Annotated in this window: 19 protein-coding genes; 5 read left to right on the top strand and 14 right to left on the bottom strand. The window is 64.2% G+C overall.

All coding sequences use genetic code 11. The features are described from left to right. Nucleotides 1-37: 37 nt before the first annotated feature. The 10 genes from JN280_RS06470 to JN280_RS06425 form a co-directional block, all read right to left on the bottom strand. Nucleotides 38-1,015: a sugar ABC transporter substrate-binding protein gene (locus tag JN280_RS06470; protein ID WP_202310862.1), complete on the bottom strand. Its 978-nt coding sequence runs from the start codon at nucleotides 1,013-1,015 to the stop codon at nucleotides 38-40. Between the two features lie 86 nt (nucleotides 1,016-1,101). Continuing rightward, nucleotides 1,102-1,977, bottom strand: coding sequence for a polysaccharide deacetylase family protein (locus JN280_RS06465; protein ID WP_202310860.1), 876 nt, complete (start codon nucleotides 1,975-1,977; stop codon nucleotides 1,102-1,104). 35 nt (nucleotides 1,978-2,012) lie between these two features. Continuing rightward, nucleotides 2,013-2,651 carry an isochorismatase family protein gene (locus JN280_RS06460; protein WP_202310858.1) on the bottom strand — a complete coding sequence of 213 codons (639 nt, stop codon included), beginning with the start codon at nucleotides 2,649-2,651 and terminating at the stop codon, nucleotides 2,013-2,015. A gap of 96 nt (nucleotides 2,652-2,747) precedes the next feature. Continuing rightward, complete coding sequence (locus tag JN280_RS06455; protein ID WP_202310856.1) at nucleotides 2,748-3,809, bottom strand: LLM class flavin-dependent oxidoreductase; 1,062 nt, start codon at nucleotides 3,807-3,809, stop codon at nucleotides 2,748-2,750. 308 nt (nucleotides 3,810-4,117) lie between these two features. Beyond that, nucleotides 4,118-4,903: a maleylpyruvate isomerase N-terminal domain-containing protein gene (locus JN280_RS06450; protein WP_202310854.1), complete on the bottom strand. Its 786-nt coding sequence runs from the start codon at nucleotides 4,901-4,903 to the stop codon at nucleotides 4,118-4,120. A gap of 18 nt (nucleotides 4,904-4,921) precedes the next feature. Continuing rightward, on the bottom strand, nucleotides 4,922-6,016 hold the full coding sequence (locus tag JN280_RS06445; protein WP_202310852.1) for a cupin domain-containing protein: 1,095 nt from the start codon (nucleotides 6,014-6,016) through the stop codon (nucleotides 4,922-4,924). Between the two features lie 45 nt (nucleotides 6,017-6,061). Next, the gene (locus JN280_RS06440; RefSeq protein ID WP_202310850.1) at nucleotides 6,062-6,568 is read right to left on the bottom strand and encodes a MarR family winged helix-turn-helix transcriptional regulator; all 507 of its coding nucleotides are present in this window, start codon (nucleotides 6,566-6,568) and stop codon (nucleotides 6,062-6,064) included. Nucleotides 6,569-6,582: 14 nt separating this feature from the next. Further along, nucleotides 6,583-7,233 carry a maleylacetoacetate isomerase gene (gene maiA, locus JN280_RS06435; RefSeq protein ID WP_202310847.1) on the bottom strand — a complete coding sequence of 217 codons (651 nt, stop codon included), beginning with the start codon at nucleotides 7,231-7,233 and terminating at the stop codon, nucleotides 6,583-6,585. Beyond that, on the bottom strand, nucleotides 7,230-7,928 hold the full coding sequence (locus JN280_RS06430; protein WP_202310845.1) for a fumarylacetoacetate hydrolase family protein: 699 nt from the start codon (nucleotides 7,926-7,928) through the stop codon (nucleotides 7,230-7,232). Before JN280_RS06430 ends, maiA begins: the two co-directional genes overlap by 4 nt. A gap of 38 nt (nucleotides 7,929-7,966) precedes the next feature. Continuing rightward, nucleotides 7,967-9,160 (bottom strand): 3-hydroxybenzoate 6-monooxygenase, encoded by a 1,194-nt coding sequence (locus JN280_RS06425; protein ID WP_202310843.1) that lies wholly within the window; start codon nucleotides 9,158-9,160, stop codon nucleotides 7,967-7,969. Nucleotides 9,161-9,525: 365 nt separating this feature from the next. Between JN280_RS06425 and JN280_RS06420 the strand changes: the two genes are divergently transcribed. Together JN280_RS06420 and JN280_RS06415 are read left to right on the top strand one after the other, a co-directional pair. Beyond that, on the top strand, nucleotides 9,526-10,656 hold the full coding sequence (locus JN280_RS06420; protein ID WP_202310841.1) for an LLM class flavin-dependent oxidoreductase: 1,131 nt from the start codon (nucleotides 9,526-9,528) through the stop codon (nucleotides 10,654-10,656). A 5-nt stretch (nucleotides 10,657-10,661) separates the two neighbouring features. Next, nucleotides 10,662-11,423 (top strand): SDR family NAD(P)-dependent oxidoreductase, encoded by a 762-nt coding sequence (locus JN280_RS06415; protein ID WP_202310839.1) that lies wholly within the window; start codon nucleotides 10,662-10,664, stop codon nucleotides 11,421-11,423. Between the two features lie 93 nt (nucleotides 11,424-11,516). Here the strand turns inward: JN280_RS06415 and JN280_RS06410 are convergent, their stop codons facing one another. The 4 genes from JN280_RS06410 to JN280_RS06395 all read right to left on the bottom strand — a co-directional run bounded on the left by JN280_RS06410 (nucleotide 11,517) and on the right by JN280_RS06395 (nucleotide 16,193). Beyond that, nucleotides 11,517-13,223: a M28 family peptidase gene (locus tag JN280_RS06410; RefSeq protein WP_202310838.1), complete on the bottom strand. Its 1,707-nt coding sequence runs from the start codon at nucleotides 13,221-13,223 to the stop codon at nucleotides 11,517-11,519. Nucleotides 13,224-13,226: 3 nt separating this feature from the next. Next, on the bottom strand, nucleotides 13,227-14,132 hold the full coding sequence (locus tag JN280_RS06405) for an alpha/beta fold hydrolase (protein ID WP_202310837.1): 906 nt from the start codon (nucleotides 14,130-14,132) through the stop codon (nucleotides 13,227-13,229). Between the two features lie 14 nt (nucleotides 14,133-14,146). Then, entirely contained in the window at nucleotides 14,147-15,004 is an 858-nt protein-coding gene (locus JN280_RS06400; protein ID WP_202310836.1) for an alpha/beta fold hydrolase, read from the bottom strand. 151 nt (nucleotides 15,005-15,155) lie between these two features. After that, nucleotides 15,156-16,193: a LysR family transcriptional regulator gene (locus JN280_RS06395; protein WP_202310835.1), complete on the bottom strand. Its 1,038-nt coding sequence runs from the start codon at nucleotides 16,191-16,193 to the stop codon at nucleotides 15,156-15,158. Nucleotides 16,194-16,486: 293 nt separating this feature from the next. On the opposite strand from JN280_RS06395, the gene JN280_RS06390 reads away from it, so the two are divergent. Genes JN280_RS06390 through JN280_RS06380 form a run of 3 tightly spaced genes read left to right on the top strand, consistent with a single transcriptional unit; the run spans nucleotide 16,487 to nucleotide 19,778 of the window. After that, nucleotides 16,487-17,506 (top strand): TRAP transporter substrate-binding protein, encoded by a 1,020-nt coding sequence (locus JN280_RS06390; protein WP_202310834.1) that lies wholly within the window; start codon nucleotides 16,487-16,489, stop codon nucleotides 17,504-17,506. Next, nucleotides 17,503-18,063: a TRAP transporter small permease gene (locus tag JN280_RS06385; protein WP_202310833.1), complete on the top strand. Its 561-nt coding sequence runs from the start codon at nucleotides 17,503-17,505 to the stop codon at nucleotides 18,061-18,063. The genes JN280_RS06390 and JN280_RS06385 overlap by 4 nt, the downstream gene beginning before the upstream one ends. Then, a complete protein-coding gene (locus tag JN280_RS06380; RefSeq protein ID WP_202310832.1) occupies nucleotides 18,063-19,778 on the top strand; it encodes a TRAP transporter large permease in 1,716 nt (571 codons plus the stop codon). The genes JN280_RS06385 and JN280_RS06380 overlap by 1 nt, the downstream gene beginning before the upstream one ends. Nucleotides 19,779-19,793: the final 15 nt, after the last annotated feature.

The raw sequence follows: 19,793 nt of genomic DNA, 5'->3' as shown, positions 1-19,793 counted from the left end.
CCATCACCTTCGAGACGAGACGTCGGCCGTGGGGTTCTCAGAACGTGCAGTCATTGAGGAAGCCCTCGGCGTTCTCCTTGGTGATCGGCCCAATGGGCAGATTGTCGACCTTCTTGAGCTGCTGGCCGCCAAAATGCTGCACCACAGCCTCGACCGACGAGCGGCCAATACGGATCGGGCTGGAGTCGATCGTGCTGTACTGCTCACCAGCCAGGATCGCATTGATTCCGAGGTTGTGGCAGTCGCTGCTGACCACCGTCAGTTCGCCCTTGCCGGTACCCAGCGGAACTCCGGCCGACTTGGCCGCCTGTATGACTGCAAAGGCCATGTAGTCGGCCATACCGAACACGACATCGAGCCCGCCCGATGCCTGGAAGCGCGCAAAGAGTTGTCCCGCGATCTGCTCGCTCCTCGCCATGTCCCAGCGAGCATCCTCGACGGCCACGATTTTCATGTTGGGGTTCTCACCGATCGCCTGCTCGAAACCGGCAAGCCGCTTTTGCGGGGTGCTCTCCGAGAGGCTGCCAGCAATGACCGCAACTTTCGCGTCCTCACGGCCTGCCACGGCCGCGGCCGCCTGTTGGGCAGCGATACGCCCCATCTCGACCTGGTCCGTCCCGATCACCGAGACGAAGAGGTCGTCGTGGCCTTCCGCGATAGTCGAATTCACGAGGAAGACCGGAATGCCTGCCGCTTTCGCCCTCGTCAGGGCCGGAAGCAGCGCATTGGGATCGGCGGGGAAGACCAGCAGCGCATCGTAGTTCTGGGCTATCGCGTCGTCGATCTGGCGCGATTGCAGCGCGGCGTCGAACGGACCGGAGAATACCTGAGCGGTCATGCCGTGCTGGGTGCTGGTCTCCTCGATCGCCCCGGCGACAGCCGATACGAAGGGATTGTTCAACGCCAGGGTGATATGCGCCAGCCGCTTTCCATCCACCTGGGCATGCGCGCCAAGCACGGTCGCCGCGACCACGCTGGTTGAAACGGCGATTCCGATTATCAGCCTCTTTATCATGCTGTTCCACTCCCCTTGCTCTGTGGCATGTCGATGTCGTTCAACGAAGGTTCCGAGCGCTCCCTGTCGACGTTCGAACCCGCTACTTATTTTCCGGTATAGTTCTCGTAGTACCAGTCGGAGATTTCGCCGCCTGTAGAGATCCAGACCTTTTCCTTTTTCGAGATATACTCGAACGCCTTCTCAAGATACTTGGCGCGGAAGCCATGACCGATCAGGAACGGATGGAGGCACACCGCCATTATCCGAGGGTTCCTTTCGCCATCGGCGTAAAGGACATCGAACTGATCCACGATCATCTGGCCGAATTGCTCGGGTGACATACCGCGGTCGAGGAAGGCTGGAATGTCGTTCACCTCGATCGAGTAGGGTACCGAGATCAGCTTGCCGTTTCTGACGTTGAACTCATAAGGCTGTTCGTCGTTACACCAATCGCATAGATATTCGATCCCGTTCTCGGCGAGAATGTCGGGAGTGTTGTGGCTTTCGGTCAGCGCCGGCCCAAGCCAGCCCTTGGGCTTCACGCCGGTGCCCAACGCGATCGTGTCGACCACGCTCTTGACGATGACCCGCTCCTGCTCCTCGCTCTGGCCATTGAGCAACTCGGAATTGGTGCGACCATGCGCCATCCACTCCCAGCCCAGCTTGTTTCCGGCGTCGATGATCTCCGGATAGTACTCACAGACTTCGGCGTTCAGCGCGGCGGTTCCCTTGAAGCCATGACGCTCCATGATGTCCATCAGCCGCCACACGCCGACTCGGTTGCCGAAGTCGCGCCATGCGTAGTTCAGCACATCCGGCTTCAGATGGGCCGTTATCGGCGTGATCGAAGTGGAAGGCTTGTCGAAATGGAAGTGCTCGATATTCGGGATCACCCATACCGCTATCCTGGCCCCACCCGGCATTTCCAGCCTGCGCCTGCGGCTGATCGGGCTGAAGCCGAACCTCTGATGATTTTCCATTGTGTCCTCCGATTGTTGGTGCACCTGGCAGGTTGTCAGCCGATTGCCCGCAGACGGGCCGTGACTTCCTCTGCCTTCACGACATCGGCGTATTTCGCGTTCAGGTCGAAAAGGCTCTGATTGTGCGCTGCTGCCGACCGGTCTCCCACGGCCTCGCTTACAACCATCGGCCTGAAGCCGTTCTGGCAGGCATCGACTGCAGTCGCGCGCACGCAGCCGCTGGTCGTGCAGCCGGCGATGACGAGCGTGTCCACGCCCTGGGTCGTGAGCTTCGGCACCAGATCGGTGCCAAAGAAGCAGGACGCGTATTTCTTGACGAGGATGCGATCCTGCTGCCACCGATGAAGGCGTCCATCCACCTCGACCTCGGGCGACCCCGCCCGCAGCGTGGTCACGCCCTTCTGCTTGAGAGCCCAGATGCCGGCATCCTTCAGGTCGGTGTCTTCATACATCACGGTGCTGAAGATCACCGGCAAGCCTCGCTCATGGAACGCATCGAGCAGGCGGTTCGTGTACTCCACCTGCTCGTCCATGTTGGCGCCGAGCATCATGCTGCTGTCCGTGAAGGCGTTTATGAGGTCCACCACCAGCAGCAGCGGAGCCGTTCCGAAGCCAATTTTCTGACCGAAGCCGCGCCGCGCGAAGAAGACGTCATCGGCATTGTCGTTAGGCATCTGGGTTCTCCGCTTCAGCAGCGATTTGTCAGCCAACCGGGAGCATTGCCTTCGGCGCCGGGGGGGGGAATTCGCTATTGACACGCGAACGCGACGTCAACTCGCCGACAATCGCGGCCGGATGCGCTCGCCGAAGTTGTGGATTCCGTTCACGAAGTCAGGAAAGCTCAGCAGCATGCCGTCGATGCCGGTGTCCCTGAAAATCTGCTCGATCTTCTCGGCCGCCGTCTCATAGGAGCCGTGAATGACCGGTATCGTCATGAAGGCGCTATTACCTTCTTCCGGCGGGCGCGACATGCCGGTCGCCTGGAACTCCGAGATCCCCTTGGGGTTGGTGTCCAGACGGGCACTGGCGATGAAGTTGTTGATCGCGCCCAGATCCGCTCGTTCGACAATTCTCCGGGTTATCGCCGCTGCCTTCTCGTCCGTCTCGTCCGCGATCAAATGAAAGACGGCGAAGGTGCCTACCTTGCGCCCGAACTCGGTGCCGGCCTCCTTGAGGTTGGCGACGATCTGCGCGAGCCTGTCGGGGCCGGCCTGCACGAAGTTGCGATCGCCGTGCTCGGCGACGAAGCGAGCACCCGCTGGCGATTGCCCCGCACACACGATACGGATCGGATGTCGCGGCTGCGGATAGGCTTGGCAATCCGACACGTGAAAATGCTCGCCTTCGTAAGAGAAGCTACCGTTTTCCCAGAGGCCCTTCATCACCGCGAGGAACTCCTTCGCGTAGTCGTAGCGGCTGGTGTAGTAGCCGCTTCCGCGCCAGAGGCCCATTTGCTCATATTCGGCCTTGTTCCACCCGGTGACGATGTTGAGGCCGCATCGACCGCCACTGATGTCGTCGATCGTCGCAACCATTCGCGCCACTACGGCAGGATGGTGAGCAGGCAGCGTCACTGACGGGAAAAGCTCCACGCGCTTGGTTGCTGCAGCCAGTCCAGCCATCAAGGTGAAGGATTCGAGGCAGGAGTCCCAGAAGCCGGTCTCCCCACCAAAACCCCGATACTTCATCATCGAAAGGACCATATCGAAGCCCTGGCGCTCCGCCTCAACAGCAACCTGCAGGTTGTGTTCATAGGTCGGCATGTATTGCGGGCTTCCCGAAGAAATAATGTAGCCGTTTCGGCCGTTTGGAAGGAAGATTCCGAATTTCACCCGACTATTCCCCTGAGTGGCTGCATACAAGGCCGCACGCCGCATTGACGACCGGAGCTACTGCGGGAGACGGTAGATCGCCGGGGAGCGATATGGAAATTAGTTGTATTGATCAGGTTATTAGCAAATGAGGCTTCCAGCACGATCAAAATGTACTCCCCGAGAAACCACCCACTTTGCTAATCTCGACAGGCCGGCCGGCATGGGGTCGTGGTCATTCTGGCGAGTGTGCACAGCAGGTTAGGATGACGCGGCAAGAAGTGGTTAGGCTGCGCCCCTGCTTTGCAAACGTGGGCACTTCGACGCCGTCAGTTTCGCGCCGGCACCGGGTTCGCCGGCAGGTCGGGCAGGCGGGACGTGCATGAGAGCCGCCGCGCACCACGTCCGCAAAGCCAGCGGACGATGTCCGCCATCGTGCCGGACACGCGCGGGCCGCCGGTCCCGACGACCGTCTCCCCATCTCGGTCGGCCGCCGCCAGGATCATGCCCGGCAGCCGGGCCCCGTCGCCGGTGCCACTGGCGACCGCTTCGTCGCGCAGCGCGTCGAGCAGTTCCGGCGGGAAATCGGAATAGGAACCGCCGTTGTCGAGATCGACGGCCCGCTGCCAGATCGCGCGCGCCCGCAGCCATGGCGTGCGGCCTGCCGACACCGCGACGCCCTGCAACGTGCGCACGCTGGCCCTCCAGGCAGCCTCGTCGAGGTCGCGCCATTCGACATTGAGATGCACTTCCGAATGGTGGAAAAGATAGCGCAGCGCATGGGCAGGGAGCGTCGCCCCGAAGGCGACGTCTTCGCGCTGGTTCTCGGGCTCGCTCAGGATTTCCTGCGGCCGGCCCTGGCGTGCCGCCTCGACCAGCCTGGCCAAGCCGCGCGCGTGATAGCCGACATCCGCGACCACGTACCGGCGGCTCCAGCCGGGAACGAGCGAGGGAGCGTCGAGCGCCGCGTCGGAAAGCTCGTTCAGCTTGCGGGCAAAATAGGCCGTGCCCCGCCGCGCGAGGATAAGGTCCTGCGCGGGCGCGGCTACCGAGTCGTAGCGCGCACCCGCACCCTGCCGCTCGCGCAGCTGCGCGCGAGCCTCCTCGTCCGTCATGGCCGCCATCGGAGGTACCTAGCGCTCCTCCTGCTCGACATGGACGCGCCCGAAGTTGAGACGCTCCATGATTGGCGCATCGGAGAAGCGGAACAGATCGAACTGGGATTGCGCCTGCAGCGACCAGGCGACCCAGGACGGCACCACGAAGAGATCGCCCTTCTCGAGCCTGGTCTCGACCCGGTTCAGCGTTACGCTCCCCGAGCCCTCGAAAACCTGGAACACGGACGAGCCGACCTCGCGTCGCGGCGGCGTGGCCGTGCCGGCCCGCAGGCGGTGGAACTCGGCGCGAATCGTCGGCATCACGTCGCCCCCCGTCGTCGGATTGACGTAGCGGATGGCCGCATGCCCTTGCCCGACGGTCGCCGGCTGCCCCTCGTCCTCGAGCAGAAGCTGCTCTGTCAGCGCCCGGTCGGTAAGTTCCCAGCGGTAGGCTCCGAGCGGCGAACTGACCGTGTCCTTCAGCTCTGACAGCGGCCGCAGCCCCGGATGGGCCCACAGGCGCTCGCCGCGCGAAAATCGGGGCGTTGCATAGTCGGTGACGCGGTCCGATCCGAACTCGAAGAAGCCGACGTCATTCTGGTAGGAGAACGGGATGTCGAGGCCGTCGATCCACGCCATCGGACTGTCGGTGTCGTTGTGATGGCCGTGGAAGTGCCAGCCCGGGGTGAGCAGAAGGTCGCCGCGGCTCATGCGCACGGGATCGCCGTTCACGACCGTCCAGACGCCTTCGCCATCAACCACAAAGCGAAAGGCGTTCTGCGCGTGACGATGCTCCGGCGCGGTTTCGCGTGGGCCAAGATACTGGATCGCGGCCCACAGGGTTGGGCTGACATAGGTCTTGCCGCCGAGGCCGGGGTTGGCGAGGCCGATAGCGCGGCGCTCGCCGCCGCGCCCCACGGGAACGAGGTCGCCGGAGCGCTGCGCCAGCGGAAACAGGCGCGACCACTTCCAGACATGCGCCACAGCCTTGGGATTGGGGACCGGAGGCATCAGGTCGTCGATCTGCGTCCACAGCGGCTTCAGATGCTCGGCCTCGAAGTCGGCATAGAGCTGGCGCAGCTCCGGCGTGTCCTCCGGCTTCATCATATTGCTGTGTCCGGCGTCGTTCATGTTTTCCTCCTTCGTCGGTTGGTCAACCGGACGCCAGGGCCGCTTTCAAGGAAAGCGATGCGGCGCGCGGCTAAGACGATTGTTGCCTTCGGCCATCTTGCCGAGCAGCGCCAGAAGCTGCGCCTTTTCGCGCGCGTTCAGCGGCGCGAGCATGCGTTCCTGCGCCGACAAGACGCTGGGCATTACCTCACGCACGACCTTGCGGCCTGCCTCGGTGATGGCGACGATCTTCGCGCGCTTGTCCTTCCGTGAGGGCGCCCGCGTGATGAGCCCCCGCTCCTCGAGTTTCGTCAGCACGACAATGATGGTCGTCCGATCGAGCGCGGTCACGCCGCCCAAGCTCGCTTGGTCCATCGAGCCGAACCTGTCCAGCGCCGCCAGCGTGCTGAACTGGAGCGGCGTCAGCTCGAAAGCCCGGCACTCGTCGAGGAAAACCGCGACGCCGATCTGATGACAGCGCCGCAGCAGATGGCCGGGCATGGCCAGGAAACTGGCGGGCTCGCCCTCGGCACCGTCCGCGTCCGGCTTCGCCTGCCCATTCGCCGCTGCCATGTCATTCTCCATCTCTATTCCGCGTCCGGCTGTCGCTCGGGCGCGGCGTCAGCGAAGGCGGGAACCGCCGCACAGGCGTCGAAGATCCGCTGGATCGTGGGATAGGGGCCCATGTCGACTCCGAAGCGACGGTTGTTGATCACCTGCGCATAGAGGCACAGGTCGGCAAAGCCCGGCGCGTCGCCATGACAGAAGCGTCCCGTCCGCGGATCGGCGGCGAGCATCGACTCCAGCGGACCGAAGGTGTCTGCGACCCAGTGACTGAACCAGACGGCGGCCGCCCGGTCATCGGCGCCGAACTCGGACTTCAGGTAGCCGAGCACGCGCAGATTATTGACCGGATGAACCTCGCAGGCGATGGCGAAGGCGAGCGCCCTTACCCGCGCGCGGTCGAGCGCGTTGTCTGGCAGGAGTGGAGGTTGCGGGTGGGTTTCGTCCAGATATTCGATGATCGCGAGCGACTGCGTCAGCACAGCGCCATCACCAAGCACCAGCGCCGGCACCAGCCCCTGCGGATTGAGGGCGAGGAAGTCGGCCGATCGCTGCTCGCCCTTGCGCAGATGGTGGGCCACATAGTCGAAGGACAGCCCCTTCAGGTTGAGCGCCGCGCGCAGCCTGACGGAGGTGGAGGACCGGAAATAGTTGTGCAGGACGAGCCCGGTCACGTTGCGGCCTCGCCAACCGTCGTGGTGAGGTTGCCCAGCCCCTCGATCTCGACCACGCAGACATCGCCGGGGATGAGGGCGCCGACGCCGGCCGGCGTGCCGGTATAGACAAGGTCACCCGGCAGCAGCCTGACGGCCCGCGACAGAATCGAGACGATCTCCGGGACCGACCAGATCAGATCGGCGATGTCCGCCTGCTGGCGAATGGCGCCGTTCACCGTCAGCTGGATAAAGCCCTGTTCCAGCCGACCGACGTCGGTGGCCTTGCGGATCGGCCCGCATGCGGCCGAATTGTCGAAAGCCTTGCCCCAGTCCCATGGCCGACCCTTGTCGCGCGCCTCGAGTTGAAGATCGCGGCGCGTAAGATCGTTGCCGACCGCATAACCCCAGATCAGGTCCCAGGCATCAACCTCGGACACGTTGAAACCAGGCTTTCCGATCGCCAGCACGAGCTCGGCCTCGTGGTGCAGGTTCTTCGTCAGCGGCGGATACGGTACGGTTGCGCCGTCATCGACGACCGCATCGGCCGGCTTGGTGAAGAAGAACGGCGCCTCGCGCGTGGGGTCCTTTCCCATCTCGCGCGCATGCGCCTCGTAGTTTCGACCGACGCAGAAGATGCGCCGCACCGGAAAGCGGGCGCTCTCGCCCCCGACAACGACGCTCGGTGTCGGCTGGGGTGGGAATACGAACGTCACGTCGATGCTTCCTTTCGTTCGATTAGGGCGAGGACGCGTCACTGCGCCCCGTCCGCCGGAGGCAGGATGCCTCCACCATAGAGCCATTCGAGGCGGTTGTAGTACTCTTGCGGCGACCACGACCGGAGGATGTGGTTGCGCGCGAGCGCCGTCGCACCTGCCGGATGGTAGATGTACTGGCCGATCGCGCGGGAGCCGATCTGCACGCGCGCGGTGTGGGGTACGCGAATCCGCTGATAGGCCAGCAATGCCTTCTCCAGCTCGTCGGGGTGGGCAGCCACCAGTTCCGACAGCGTCACGCCGTCCTCCATCGCCATGCAGGCGCCCTGAGCAAAATACTGGAGCATCGGATGGGCGGCGTCACCAAGCAGCGCGACGCGGCCGTCGACCCACCGCTCGACCGGATCGCGGTCGCAGAGCACCCAGAGCTTCCAGTTCGAGCCGTGCTCGATGATCTTCTGGCCGCGCGGATGGATGTGCTCGAAGCCGCGCTTTACCTCCTCCACTGAAACCGGCTTGCCGGCCACCGCCTCCTTGACGTCGTTGTGATAGGTCACAACCAGGTTGAAGACCTTCCATCCCTTGAGCGGGTAGTGGACAATGTGGCACTTGGGGCCGGCCCACAGTGTCGCCGCGTTCCAGCGCAGGTCCTCCGGCATCTGCTCGACGGGAATGACGGATCGGTAGGTCGTATGACCGGAGACGATCGGCTCGCCGTCGGCCAGCATCTGCGCACGCACCGGCGATCGCAGCCCGTCCGCGCCGATGAGCGCGACGCCCCGGATCGGCTCACGGCCGGAGCAGAACACGGTCACCGAGGAACCGTCCTGCTCGTAGCGCTCCACCCGGTGGCTTGTCCTTATCTCGACCAGCCCGGTGGCGTGAGCCGCCTCCAGCAGTGCGGCGTGGAGGTCGGCCCTGTGCACCACCGCGTACGGATTGCGGAAACGCGCGCGAAAAGCGTCGTCGAGCGGGATGTGGACGATCTCTTCGCCTGTCAGTCCGTCCATCAGACGCAGCCTATCGACGAAGACGGCCTGCGAGCGCGCCCGGTCGCCGACGCCGAGGCGGTCGAAACAGTGGAACGCGTTGGGTGCAATCTGGATGCCAGCTCCGATCTCGCCGAGCTCGGCGGCCTGCTCGAGCACGATCGTGCGGATCCCCTTGCGCGCCAGTCCGAGCGCGGCCGCAATGCCTCCAATGCCGCCGCCGGCCACGATAAAGGAATTCATCGGCAGATCCTCCATTTCGTCAGTATTATGCACATATGACTGATTAACACAAGCAGGTAGAACCTTGGCGCGGTGCGTCGGTCCGTCGCTCCGGGGACGCACGCTCGCCTGCCGCAGCGCGGAGCGTATTCATAACCTTTTGGTTAATTCCACCCAAGGATCATTCCATTTCTGGTTTAGGCTCGGTCCGCTACAGATGATCGACCAGCGTAAGCTGGCCCCAATCTTCAATGCCGAGCCGGACGTCTGGCCGTGTGGGCGCCCTGCGCCACGGCCGGGCTCTCGCCCGATAGACGAAACGAGGCACCATGCGAGAACTTGCCCGCGGCGCGCAGCACGAAAAGCCGAGAAAGATCGACGACAAGATGCGCTTCGGCCTGATGTGGCCGAATTCACCCTCCCCGAACGTTACCTCGGCGGCCGTGGCGGAGCGCAATCCCGACGTTCTCGATGTAGATGCCCATATCGCACTTGCACGCACGGCCGAGTCGATCGGCGTGGATTTCGTCTTCTTCGCCGACGGTTACACCAACCACGGCGAACACAACGCCCGCGTGGGCCATGGCGAGCCCTGCATCTCGGCGCCCGTATGGGCACCCCTCGTGATGGCTTCCACTGAGCATATCGGCGTGGTGACAACCATGCACGCGCGCTATCTCTCCCCGGTGGTGTTGGCGCGTCTGGGCGCCAATCTCGACGTCCTGAGCGGCGGCCGCTGGGGTTGGAACATCGTTCCCGGCGCGAAGGGGTCGGAGGCCAAGCTGTTCGGACTAGCCGACGACGTCGAGCACGACGAGCGCTACGCGGTCGTGGCCGAAACGCTAGCAGCGGTGCGGACATTGTGGGACGCGAGGGGCAAGCCCGTCGACTTCAAGGGCAAATATTACCACCTCCAGGGCGTGCCGCGCGGTCCCTATCCGGTGCAGCAAAGTCCGCTGATTTTCAATGCCGGCGTGTCCCCGGCGGGACAAGAGTTCATTGCGACCAACGCGGACTACGCCTTCTTCGCGGTCGTGGAGGACCTGAACAAGGTCGCCTCTGCGGTCAAGCAGCTCGGCGACCGGACAGAAGCGGCGGGGCGCTCGCGCCTCGAGGTCAATCTCGCCGGCTCGATCGGGTACGTTCTCGACTCGTCGTCGTCGGCCGCGCGCGAGAAATACGAATGGGTGCGCGAGTCCGTCGACATGGACGCCGCGCGGGGTTGGGCGAAGGGCTTTCTCTCCGGCAGTCAGACGTACCAGCAGAATTTTGGCGGCGAGTTTGACGAGGCGGCGCGTAAGATCGGCCTCGCGGCGGGCAGCCAGGTCCTGGTTGGGACCCCGGCGGAAGTCGCCGAGCAACTGATCGAGATCCACCGCATCACGGGGCTGCGCGGTTTCATGTGGCTGAGCCTGCTGTGGGATCCAGCCGAAGTCGCCCAGCTCGGCGAAGTCTTTCCCTATCTCGAGAAGGCAGGGCTGTGGGAGCCGCCCGCGACCCGCAGATGGTCATGGTGACGTCGATGAGCGGTTTTCAAGGACGCTGCGCCGTCATCACCGGCGCCAAGGGGGATATCGGCGCCGCCATCGCCGCGGAACTCGCGCGCCGCGGCGCGCACGTGTTCGCGGTCGACATCGGGTACCGGGAGCGCTCGGGGCCGGAAACGGCGGGCGCCGGGCAGATCGTACGGCTTCCCCTCGACGTGACCGATGCGGCTGCCGTCTCGGAGACATTCCGCGAGATCTCCGTGCAAGCAGCGCCGATCTCGCTGCTGGTCAACGCCGCGGGCGGACCGGGCAACGTGCGCGTCCCGGTCGACCAGGTCACGGATGCGGACTGGCACCGCGTCGTGTCCCTCAACCTCGACGGTCTCTTCTTCTGCTGCCGCGAGGCCGCCCGCGCCATGAAGCCGATAGGCGGCGGTGCGATCGTGAACATCTCTTCGGGAGCCGGTCGCAACTGGACCCGCACCGGTGTGCAGGCCTATGCCGCGGCAAAGTCGGGCGTGATCGGACTGACCCGACAACTCGCCCGCGAACTCGGCCCGGCGGGCATCCGCGTCAACTGTATCGCACCGGGCCTCATCGAGGTCGATGCGACCCGCGAGGAGATTGCGCGCATTCCCCCGGAGGACCGCAAGGCTCACATTGCCAATATCGCCCTGGGCCGCCTCGGCAAGGCGACCGATCTCGTCGGGCCCACCCTATTCTTCCTCGGCGACGACGCGGCATTCGTCACCGGACAGACGATCAGCGTCGATGGCGGGTCGATCATGCTGGGCTGATGCCGGCGGAAAGCCAGACCATTGGTCGGTCGGCGCGCGAGCCTTCCTCGAAACTGCCGATGCGCGCCTCGCCGGCAGGCGAACAACGGTGGTTCACCCGATTTCCACAATCGCCTTGTCGAGCGCCGCGATGGCGAGGTCGAGCGCGTGCGCGACGCGGTTGCGCGCGCGCAGGGCGTCAACGGCAAGAAAGCGGGCTTCGTAGGCGTCCTCACTTCTGCCTGCGAGACGCCGCAACGGGTCGAGTGGCGGGAAGGCCGGCTGCGGCAGCGCGGGATCCTGGCCGAACCTATCGCCCGTGGTGAATTGCATGGGCACGATGGCGCGCGAAATCCCGACGAACGCCCGGTTGATCGCGTTGGTTCGCGCGTCGGCACCGCGGGCCGCCGCCGCATCGATCTGCCCCAACAGCGTGGTAAGCCGGGACAACCGGCTTGTAAGCGGCGACAGGTCGAGCCAGCCGAACAAACTGTCCGCCAGCTTCTCTAGTTCCAAACCCAGCTCGTCAACCGCCGCGGCGAAGTCGAACGGCAACACAGGTTCGCAAAGCGCGCGCATCACGACGTTGACGTAGAAGCGCGCGTCCCGGACAAGGATGTCCGGGTCGATCTTGTCCAGCGTATCGCCGGTGGTGTGCCACCACCAGCCGAGCGGATGCGGAAAATGGGCGTGCATGCCGCTGGAGGGCGGCTGCTCGCCGAAGGCCAGCAGGGCGGGAATGCCGATGCCCCAAAACGACTGGTCCCCGAATCGTCCGAGCCGCTTCAGGTGGATCGGTTCATCCGAGACCTCGGCCATCGCCGCCTTTGCGGTCGTCCAGAACTCGGGGCCCGAAAGCGAGACGAAGTCGCGGTTGTCGCGGCCTCCTGTGGAATCGATGTTCACGTGCAGCACGCAGTTCCGATCGAGGTCGCTCCAGAAGGCATCCGCGTACCAAGTCGAGCCTGCGTACCGGCCCTGGGAATGTCCGGACCAGAATGCCAGCTTCAGCCCGCGCCGGAGCCGGTCGCGGTGCAGCGCCGCGATTCGCGCCACCTCCAGCATCGTGACGTTGGCGGTGCCGTTGTCCATCACGCCGTAGTGCCAAGTGTCGTGGTGGCCGGAGAAGAGCACGAAGCTTTCGTCGGTGGGCGCCTCGGCATCGAGGTCGGCGATCAGGATCGGGATGGCCCGCCAGCGGGTGTCAACCTCGGCATGAAGAACGACGCGCAGCGCTTCCCCCGCCGCCAGACGCGCTCTCAGTCTCCCGCCGTCGGACCGCGCGACGGTGCATGCGACCGTTCGCGGCAGATAGGACCTGGTGTCGCCGCCGGGGTTGCCCCAGACTGGCGACAGCGTCATTTCGTGCCTGTGCTCGTCCGGGCTCACATGGAGCTGGCCTGCCGCGCCTGCCGCGGTCAACCTCACCGCGGTCGCGGGCGTCGCGAGCCCGTCAACCAGCGCGATGCACCCTCGGAGGTCATTGCCGGCAAGGTCGTCGGGACCCGCCCGACCGACATCGACCAGGCGTCCTTCGAGCCCGCCTGCCGGAGAGGAGCGCGAGAAGGAATGCGTGATGCACTCCATCGTGTCGCCGGCAACCTCGATCCGCGCCGCGCCGGGCAGGCTGATGTAGGCGTCATGAAACAGGATCTGCGTCCGCAAACCGCTGCTTGCCGCCTGTTGCTCGATATAGCGAAGGCTTTCGATTTCGTCCTGGCTACCGGGATATTTCTGCCAGCGCGCGATCGCTTCCAGCTGATCCATCATTGTCGCGCGGTTTACGGCGTCCATCGCCGCGCTACGGGTCGCCTTGTCCATCTCTTACTCCGTGGTGGGAGGCCCGGGTCGCGCGCTGGCAGCCTCCAGCGCGCTGACGAATCCCGATACGATTCCGTTGAAGGCAGCGGATTGCTCGCGAAACGGCATGTAGCCCGCGCGGCCGATGATCCGCAGCTGCGTGTCGCGCTGCCGCTCCGCGATCAGCCGGAACAGCGCCATCGCGTTCTGCACCGGGCTCAGCGGGTCCTGTTCGCCCCAGACCAGCATGACCGGCCGCGGCACGCCCTGCTCGCGCAAGCGCGTCCAGTTGTCGACCCGCATCCGGGACAGCGACGGCCTCATGACGGCGTCGAAGGTGCTGTCGCCATGCAGGGACCTGAACGCTGGCTCGCCTGCGATCTCCATGGCTTCCGCGAGGAACCGGCCCGCGTCGATATGGTCCACGCGATGGCATATCCGCTCCATCACCCATGTCTGGCCGATCCCGCTGTAACGGGGCTCGAGCGGCGCCGAAAGCGTGAGGTTCGACACGGGATCCCCAGCCGGGGCGACGGCCTTCCCGGCGACGATTGTCACCGAACTGACCATCGCCGGCTCCTCGAAGGCCAGCCTGAGCGCTGCCAGTCCGCCTTCGTCGTGCCCGACGAGGTGGACCGGACCGGAGGCGATCGCCCCGATGAAGGCGCGGGCATGGCCGATGACGCGGTCAAATCCGAATGGCGCATCCGGGGGCGCATCCGTACGCCCCTGGCCGAGGGCGTCAAAAGCCACAACGCGAGCGCGGCGCGCCATGTCCGCGATGTTCGCTTCCCAGATCCGCAGGTTGTGGCAAATGCCCTGATCGGAAAGGCCGCTCGCGTGTAGCAGGACGATCGTCGGCCCCGAGCTTCCCGCCTTGACATAGCGGGTCCGTACGCCACCGATGTCGATCCATCTATCTTCCAGCATCATGCGTATCCGTCCTAGCGCCGCAGGCGAGCGAGGAATTCGAGCAGGATCGCGTTGAACTGCTCCGGGTGTTCGTGAAACGGGTGATGGCCCGCCTCGTTGATGAGATGGAATCCGGCACCGCGGTCCCGCGACGAAATCAGGCGGAAGAGGTCAACCGCGGCCTCCAGCGTCGTCGTGTGGTCGTTGTAACCCCACACGATCTGGGTCGGGCGGCCCAGCCCCGCGTCGGCGATCCACTGCAGGGTTTCCCGCTTCAGCGGCGCCAGCCGCCTGAGAAAGAGCGTCTCGGCCAGCCCGCCGACGGTCATCTTGCTCACCGCCTCCTGGTATTTGGGCAGGCACATCACTTCGTGGCCGGCCTCCACGAGCGGATCGATGATGCTGTCGGCCCGGTATGCGCAGCGCTCGAAAACCCATCGCTGCGACTCGCGCGAGACTGCCGGATACGGACATCCCGAGAGTTCGACCTCGTTCAGGCCGACGCCGGGAGAAAGCGTGCCCGTGTTCACCAGAGTGCAGCTGCGGATACGCTCGGGGCACTCCAGCGTCAGCCGCGCCGCGAGCATAGCGCCGCGCGACTGCCCCACGATGTGAATGCCGCGCAGGTTGAGCCGCGCCAGAAACGACCTGGCATGCGCCACGACCGCTTGCATGGTGTAGTCGTCGTCGCGCGGGTTGTCAGTATGGCCCTGTCCGAGCTTGTCGAAAGCGATCACACGATAGTGGCGTGCGAGAACGTGGAAGTTGTCGTGCCAGATCTCGACCACGGACGCAGAGTTTGGCGAGCCGAAATTGCCCCCCGTGATCAGGACGATCGGCTCGCCCTGGCCTTTCTCGAAATATCGTGTCCGGATGCCGTCGGCATCCATCCACCTTGGACTTCCTAGCAACACGATGTTCCAGCTTCCCTGTCGCGATCCTCGACGCTTTGGCGCGCCGCGCGGACCTTAGACACCCGCCTGCATAAACGACAATTCTAGGAAGGGTTGGACTAGATTAACCTTTTAGTTATGCGGTTAGCTAATCGCGACCTGCTTCCGGCTCCACCGCGGGACCGGTCCATTTGAAGTCCGGCACAGAGCGCCGCTCGTCCGGGTTGAACCTCAGGATGAGGAAATCGCGCAAGAGCCGGGCGGCGGGCGTCGGTACGCGGTCGCTGGCCCAGGTGAGGGTTACGGTGTCGCCCATGTCGTACAGAGGAAGGTTGATCGGACCGCCGACATTGTCGCGCACCAGGAGCTTGAACTGGCCAAGCTCGTCATCGGGCGTGGCGCCCAGGCCCTGGGCCACACCAACGGGAATCACGGTCAGGAGCTTCCCTTCGCGCAGCAGATTCATGCTGAGGACGAGCGAATTGGTCTCGATAACGTTGCTCGGGAAAGGAAGTCTCAGCTTCTCGATCAGAACCTCGAAGTGGCGTCGTGTGCGTGTTCCCGTGGGAGAAAGGCACCACGGATATTCGATGGCCTCCTTCCAGGTCGGGTTGTCCTTGATCCCGAGGGGATGACCGACGCTGCCGAAGATCATGTGGCGCGCACCCTTGATGGGAATGCTGCTGTACCGGAACCGTGGAACCTCCTCGGCGAGCGGGCTGATGACCATGTCGATCTGGCCGCGCTCGGCCTGTTCGATCAGCTCGCCATAGGGCGCGTCGACGAGGCTCAGGGTGACCTGGGGGAACAACTCCTTGAACATCGTGGTGGCCTTGGCCAGGCTGGGAAGCAGCGCATAGGTACGCAGGCCCACCGCAACCGTCCCCTGGACCCCTTCCCTCAGATGCATCAGCTCGTCGTTGATGGCATCGATCTCGCTGAGGATCAGGTACGCGCCGTGGATCAGCCGGCTGCCGATTTCCGTCGGCTGCCAGCGCTCCTGATCGTGCCGGAACAACGGCATGCCGATGAAATCCTCGATCTCGGCCTTGGTCTTGGACACAGCCGCCTGCGTGACACCCATTTCCTCTGCCGCGAGGCTGATCGACTTGCGTTCATGGATGGAGCGGATCAGGCGCAGATGCCGGATTTTCAGGCGTTGTCGAAGGAAGTTGTCGTTGATCATCGAGCGAGTCCCGGGTCTACGACGTCATAACCATACAGTTAATCGATCGCAACAATATATGGCATTTCATCTATGCAACGCTCTTGTTAGCGTGCCACTCATTCGCAATGTCACGGATGAAATGCCGCTTTGACTGAGGGTGGCATGGGTCCGAAGGGGAGCCCGGACCGTGCCGCGAAGGGGTCGCCGCACAGAAGCGGCGCTGCTCATCCGCAGGCTCGTGCTGGTTGTATGTCGACAGCCTGATCAGGCCGTTACAACAGGCACCCGACCGATCACCACAGGAGGTACGAATGTTCCGCAGGAAGCTTGGACTTGCTATCGTCTGTTCACTTTTCGCCGTCGCCCCGCTGCGGGCGGAAACGGTCTTTACGTTCTCCTCCTGGATACCGCTCACCCACGGCCTCAACACCAATCTCTACATCCCCTGGGCGGAGGCGGTCGAAAAGGCCTCCGACGGCGAGGTCAAGATCCGCTTTCTACCCAAGGCCGTAGCGGCCCCGGACGCGCATTTCGACGCGGTCCGCACCGGCCAAGCCGATATCGCTTTCGGCACGCATGGCTATTCTCCGCAGCAGTTCTCCGCCTATCACTTCACGGATTTTCCGTTTCTCGGAGACAAGTCCGCCGTCACCTCGCTCGCGCTACAACGCACGCACGAGCAGTTCCTGACCGATAAGGACTATTATCGCGGTGTTCATCTGATCGGCATGAATACGCTGGGGCCGGGTGTCCTCTATCACACCAAGAAGTTCATTGAATCGCCCGAGGACATGGCCGGTCAGAAGTTTCGTACGGGAGGCGTCTATGTCCGCCGCCTCGTCGAGGGACTGGGCGGCGTGTCGGTGGCGCAGCCGATCACCAAGGCCTACGAACTGCTGTCGACGGGGGTCGTCGACGGCCATGCCGGCCACTCCGAACAGATGGTGGGCTTCAGACTTGCCGATGTGCTTCCCTTTGCCACCTACATTCCGGGCGGGCTGAACAGCGGCAGCATGTACCTGATCGTCAATCAGGCCAAGTACGATGCGCTTTCGCCAAAGGGCAAGCAGGCCTTCGACCAGTATTCCGGCGAGGTTTTCGCGCGCATGGCGGGCGAGGCCTGGGACAAGATCAACGGCGAAGGCAAGGCGGCGCACGAGGCTGCGGGCGGCAAGACGATCGTGGCGCCAGACTCGGTTGTCGAGGCGATGCGCAAGATCGACGCCGAGTTCGAAACAGAGTATTTCGCGACTGCAAAGGAAGCGGCTCTCGACGGGTCGGCCATCCTGAAGTTCTTCCACGCCGAGGTTGAGAAACTGAGCGGACAATGACACCATCCTCGCGCCAACACGACACGGTGACGCGTGCGGCGAGCCGGCTCGGCGGCAGGCCGAGCCGGCTGCTCGCCGGGGCAGGCGGCATCATGCTGTTTGCTATGATGTTGCTGACGCTGCTTGACGTTGCCGGTCGATACCTCTTCGACAGCCCCCTTCCGGCGACCTCGGAACTGGTGGCCTACATGATGGCCGGTCTGGTGTTCGGCACCCTGCCCTATGTCAGCTACACGGAACGCAACGTCACCATTGATCTCCTGGACGAGACCGTTCCCGCCCGGCTGAAACGTTCGCAGGGCATCTTCGTCAATCTGTTCTCGACCGCGGCGCTGGGATTCATCACCTGGCGGCTGGCCGACAAGGCCGCCTTCGACCTGGCGTATCCCGAGACGACCCCCGAACTCTCGATGAGCATATGGCCGTTTACGGTTCTCATGGCGCTGTTGTGCGCCTTCGCTACCGTGACCCAGTTCTGCGCCGCCCTCCTCTACATCACGGGCGAGCGGCAAAGCCCTTCCGATACCACTTCCGATATCACTTCCCAGGACATCTGATGCTTGAAGTTATCGTCGGTCTCGCGGCGCTGTTCTTTCTGTCGCTGCTGCGCGTCCCCATCGCGTTCGCCATGGCTCTGGTCGGCGCCGCCGGCATGGCCTACGTCAACGGATTGACGGGCGCTTTGGCCAATGTCGGCCAGACAGCCTACGACGCGGCGATCAACTACGAACTCTCGGTCATGCCGCTGTTCGTGTTGATGGGTAGCTTCGTGACCCGCTCGCGGCTGTCAAACGAGCTCTATGCGGCCTCTTACGCCTTCCTCGGCCATCGCAAGGGTGGTCTTGCCATGGCCACGGTTGTCGCCTGCGGCGGCTTTTCGGCCGTCTGCGGCTCTTCGCTGGCTACCGCGGCCACCATGTCGAAGGTCGCGATGCCGTCGATGCGCCACTACCGCTACGACGACGGTCTCGCGGCCGGCGCGATCGCCGCCGGGGGCACGCTTGGCATCCTGATCCCGCCGAGCGTCCTCATGGTGCTCTATGGCGTGATGACCCAGACAAGCATCGGCAAGCTCTTCGCCGCGGGCGTGCTACCAGGTCTCGTCGGCATCCTCTTCTATGTCCTGGCGGTCGCCGTCGCCACCGCGATCAAGCCGGAACTCGGGCCGCGGGGACCGTATGCGGGGTGGAGCAAGCGGTTTGCGGCGTTGCGCTCGGTATGGGGCGTGCTCCTGCTCTTCGCAATCGTGATGGGCGGCATCTACGGAGGCGTCTTCACGCCCACAGAGGCGGCAGGCATCGGTGCGGCTGGCGCTTTCGTGTTTTTCCTGGTCCGCCGGGAAACGTCTGCGCGCCTTGCACGGCAGGTGATCACCACTTGCGCCGCCGGCGTCGTGCTGCTGATAGCCCTGTCGCTCCTGCAATCGGCCGCCGGTCATGTCGACCGGACGTTCGCGCTCCATGTGGCCGCGAGCGCCGCCGTGCTGCTGATCATCGTATCCGGCCAGCTTGTGCTTGGTCGCGGCGAGCTTCTTGCCCGAAACGGGTGGCGGGACGCTCTGCAGTCGGTACCGCGACTGGCGGCCCTTCTCACCGCGCTGGGGCTCCTCGTGGCGTTGGCGGCGGGACGTCCGTGGTCGGGCGGTGCCGAGGGCGTCCTGCTCTTCTTGAAGGAACGCGGTGTGCTGCTGTGCGCCGCGTTGACGCTGTTCGCTTTTCTGGCGGGCTTGGTCCGCTCCACCGCCGCGTGGGGGGAACTCTACGAGACGTTGCTGGAGAGCGTCGTCGTCATCGCCACGCTCTTCATGATCCTCATCGGCGCGCTGCTGTTCGCCAACTTCGTCAACTACACCTACTTTCCCGACACCCTCCTGCAGATGGCGGCCAGCTTCCGGGATTCCCCCTGGCTCGTGCTGGTCGCGATCCTGCTCATCTACGTGGTGCTGGGATGCTTCTTCGAAAGCATCTCGATGATCCTGCTCACCGTGCCGATCTTCTTCCCGCTCGTCCAGCAGTTGGCGCCCGGCTTCGGTCTGACCCCGATGGAAGCGTCGGTGTGGTTCGGCATCCTCGTCGTGGTGATCACCGAGATCAGCCTGATCACGCCTCCGGTCGGCATGAACGTCTTCGTGCTGCGCGGGCTTCTGCCCGACATCGCCACGTCCCGGATATTCCGCGGAATCGCGCCGTTCCTGATGGCGGATATCTTCCGGCTGTTCGTGATCGCGGCGTTCCCGGCGCTGTCGCTCTGGCTGACCTACTACGTGAAGTAGTCCGTGGGAACCGGA

Origin of the sequence: Mesorhizobium sp. L-8-10 (assembly GCF_016756635.1) — a bacterium.
Taxonomy (GTDB): Bacteria; Pseudomonadota; Alphaproteobacteria; order Rhizobiales; family Rhizobiaceae.
This window is presented reverse-complemented; position numbering and strand designations above follow the sequence as displayed.

Bases quoted from the DNA above. Each gene is read 5' to 3' on its own strand.
- JN280_RS06395 (WP_202310835.1), bottom strand. From the start codon at position 16,193: ATGATCAACGACAACTTCCTTCGACAACGCCTGAAAATCCGGCATCTG.
- JN280_RS06400 (WP_202310836.1), bottom strand. From the start codon at position 15,004: ATGGATGCCGACGGCATCCGGACACGATATTTCGAGAAAGGCCAGGGC.
- JN280_RS06405 (WP_202310837.1), bottom strand. From the start codon at position 14,132: ATGCTGGAAGATAGATGGATCGACATCGGTGGCGTACGGACCCGCTAT.
- JN280_RS06445 (WP_202310852.1), bottom strand. From the start codon at position 6,016: ATGAACGACGCCGGACACAGCAATATGATGAAGCCGGAGGACACGCCG.
- JN280_RS06465 (WP_202310860.1), bottom strand. From the start codon at position 1,977: ATGGAAAATCATCAGAGGTTCGGCTTCAGCCCGATCAGCCGCAGGCGC.
- JN280_RS06460 (WP_202310858.1), bottom strand. From the start codon at position 2,651: ATGCCTAACGACAATGCCGATGACGTCTTCTTCGCGCGGCGCGGCTTC.
- JN280_RS06470 (WP_202310862.1), bottom strand. From the start codon at position 1,015: ATGATAAAGAGGCTGATAATCGGAATCGCCGTTTCAACCAGCGTGGTC.
- JN280_RS06425 (WP_202310843.1), bottom strand. From the start codon at position 9,160: ATGAATTCCTTTATCGTGGCCGGCGGCGGCATTGGAGGCATTGCGGCC.
- JN280_RS06410 (WP_202310838.1), bottom strand. From the start codon at position 13,223: ATGGACAAGGCGACCCGTAGCGCGGCGATGGACGCCGTAAACCGCGCG.
- JN280_RS06415 (WP_202310839.1), top strand. From the start codon at position 10,662: ATGAGCGGTTTTCAAGGACGCTGCGCCGTCATCACCGGCGCCAAGGGG.
- JN280_RS06450 (WP_202310854.1), bottom strand. From the start codon at position 4,903: ATGACGGACGAGGAGGCTCGCGCGCAGCTGCGCGAGCGGCAGGGTGCG.
- JN280_RS06390 (WP_202310834.1), top strand. From the start codon at position 16,487: ATGTTCCGCAGGAAGCTTGGACTTGCTATCGTCTGTTCACTTTTCGCC.
- JN280_RS06420 (WP_202310841.1), top strand. From the start codon at position 9,526: ATGCGCTTCGGCCTGATGTGGCCGAATTCACCCTCCCCGAACGTTACC.
- JN280_RS06440 (WP_202310850.1), bottom strand. From the start codon at position 6,568: ATGGCAGCGGCGAATGGGCAGGCGAAGCCGGACGCGGACGGTGCCGAG.
- JN280_RS06380 (WP_202310832.1), top strand. From the start codon at position 18,063: ATGCTTGAAGTTATCGTCGGTCTCGCGGCGCTGTTCTTTCTGTCGCTG.
- JN280_RS06385 (WP_202310833.1), top strand. From the start codon at position 17,503: ATGACACCATCCTCGCGCCAACACGACACGGTGACGCGTGCGGCGAGC.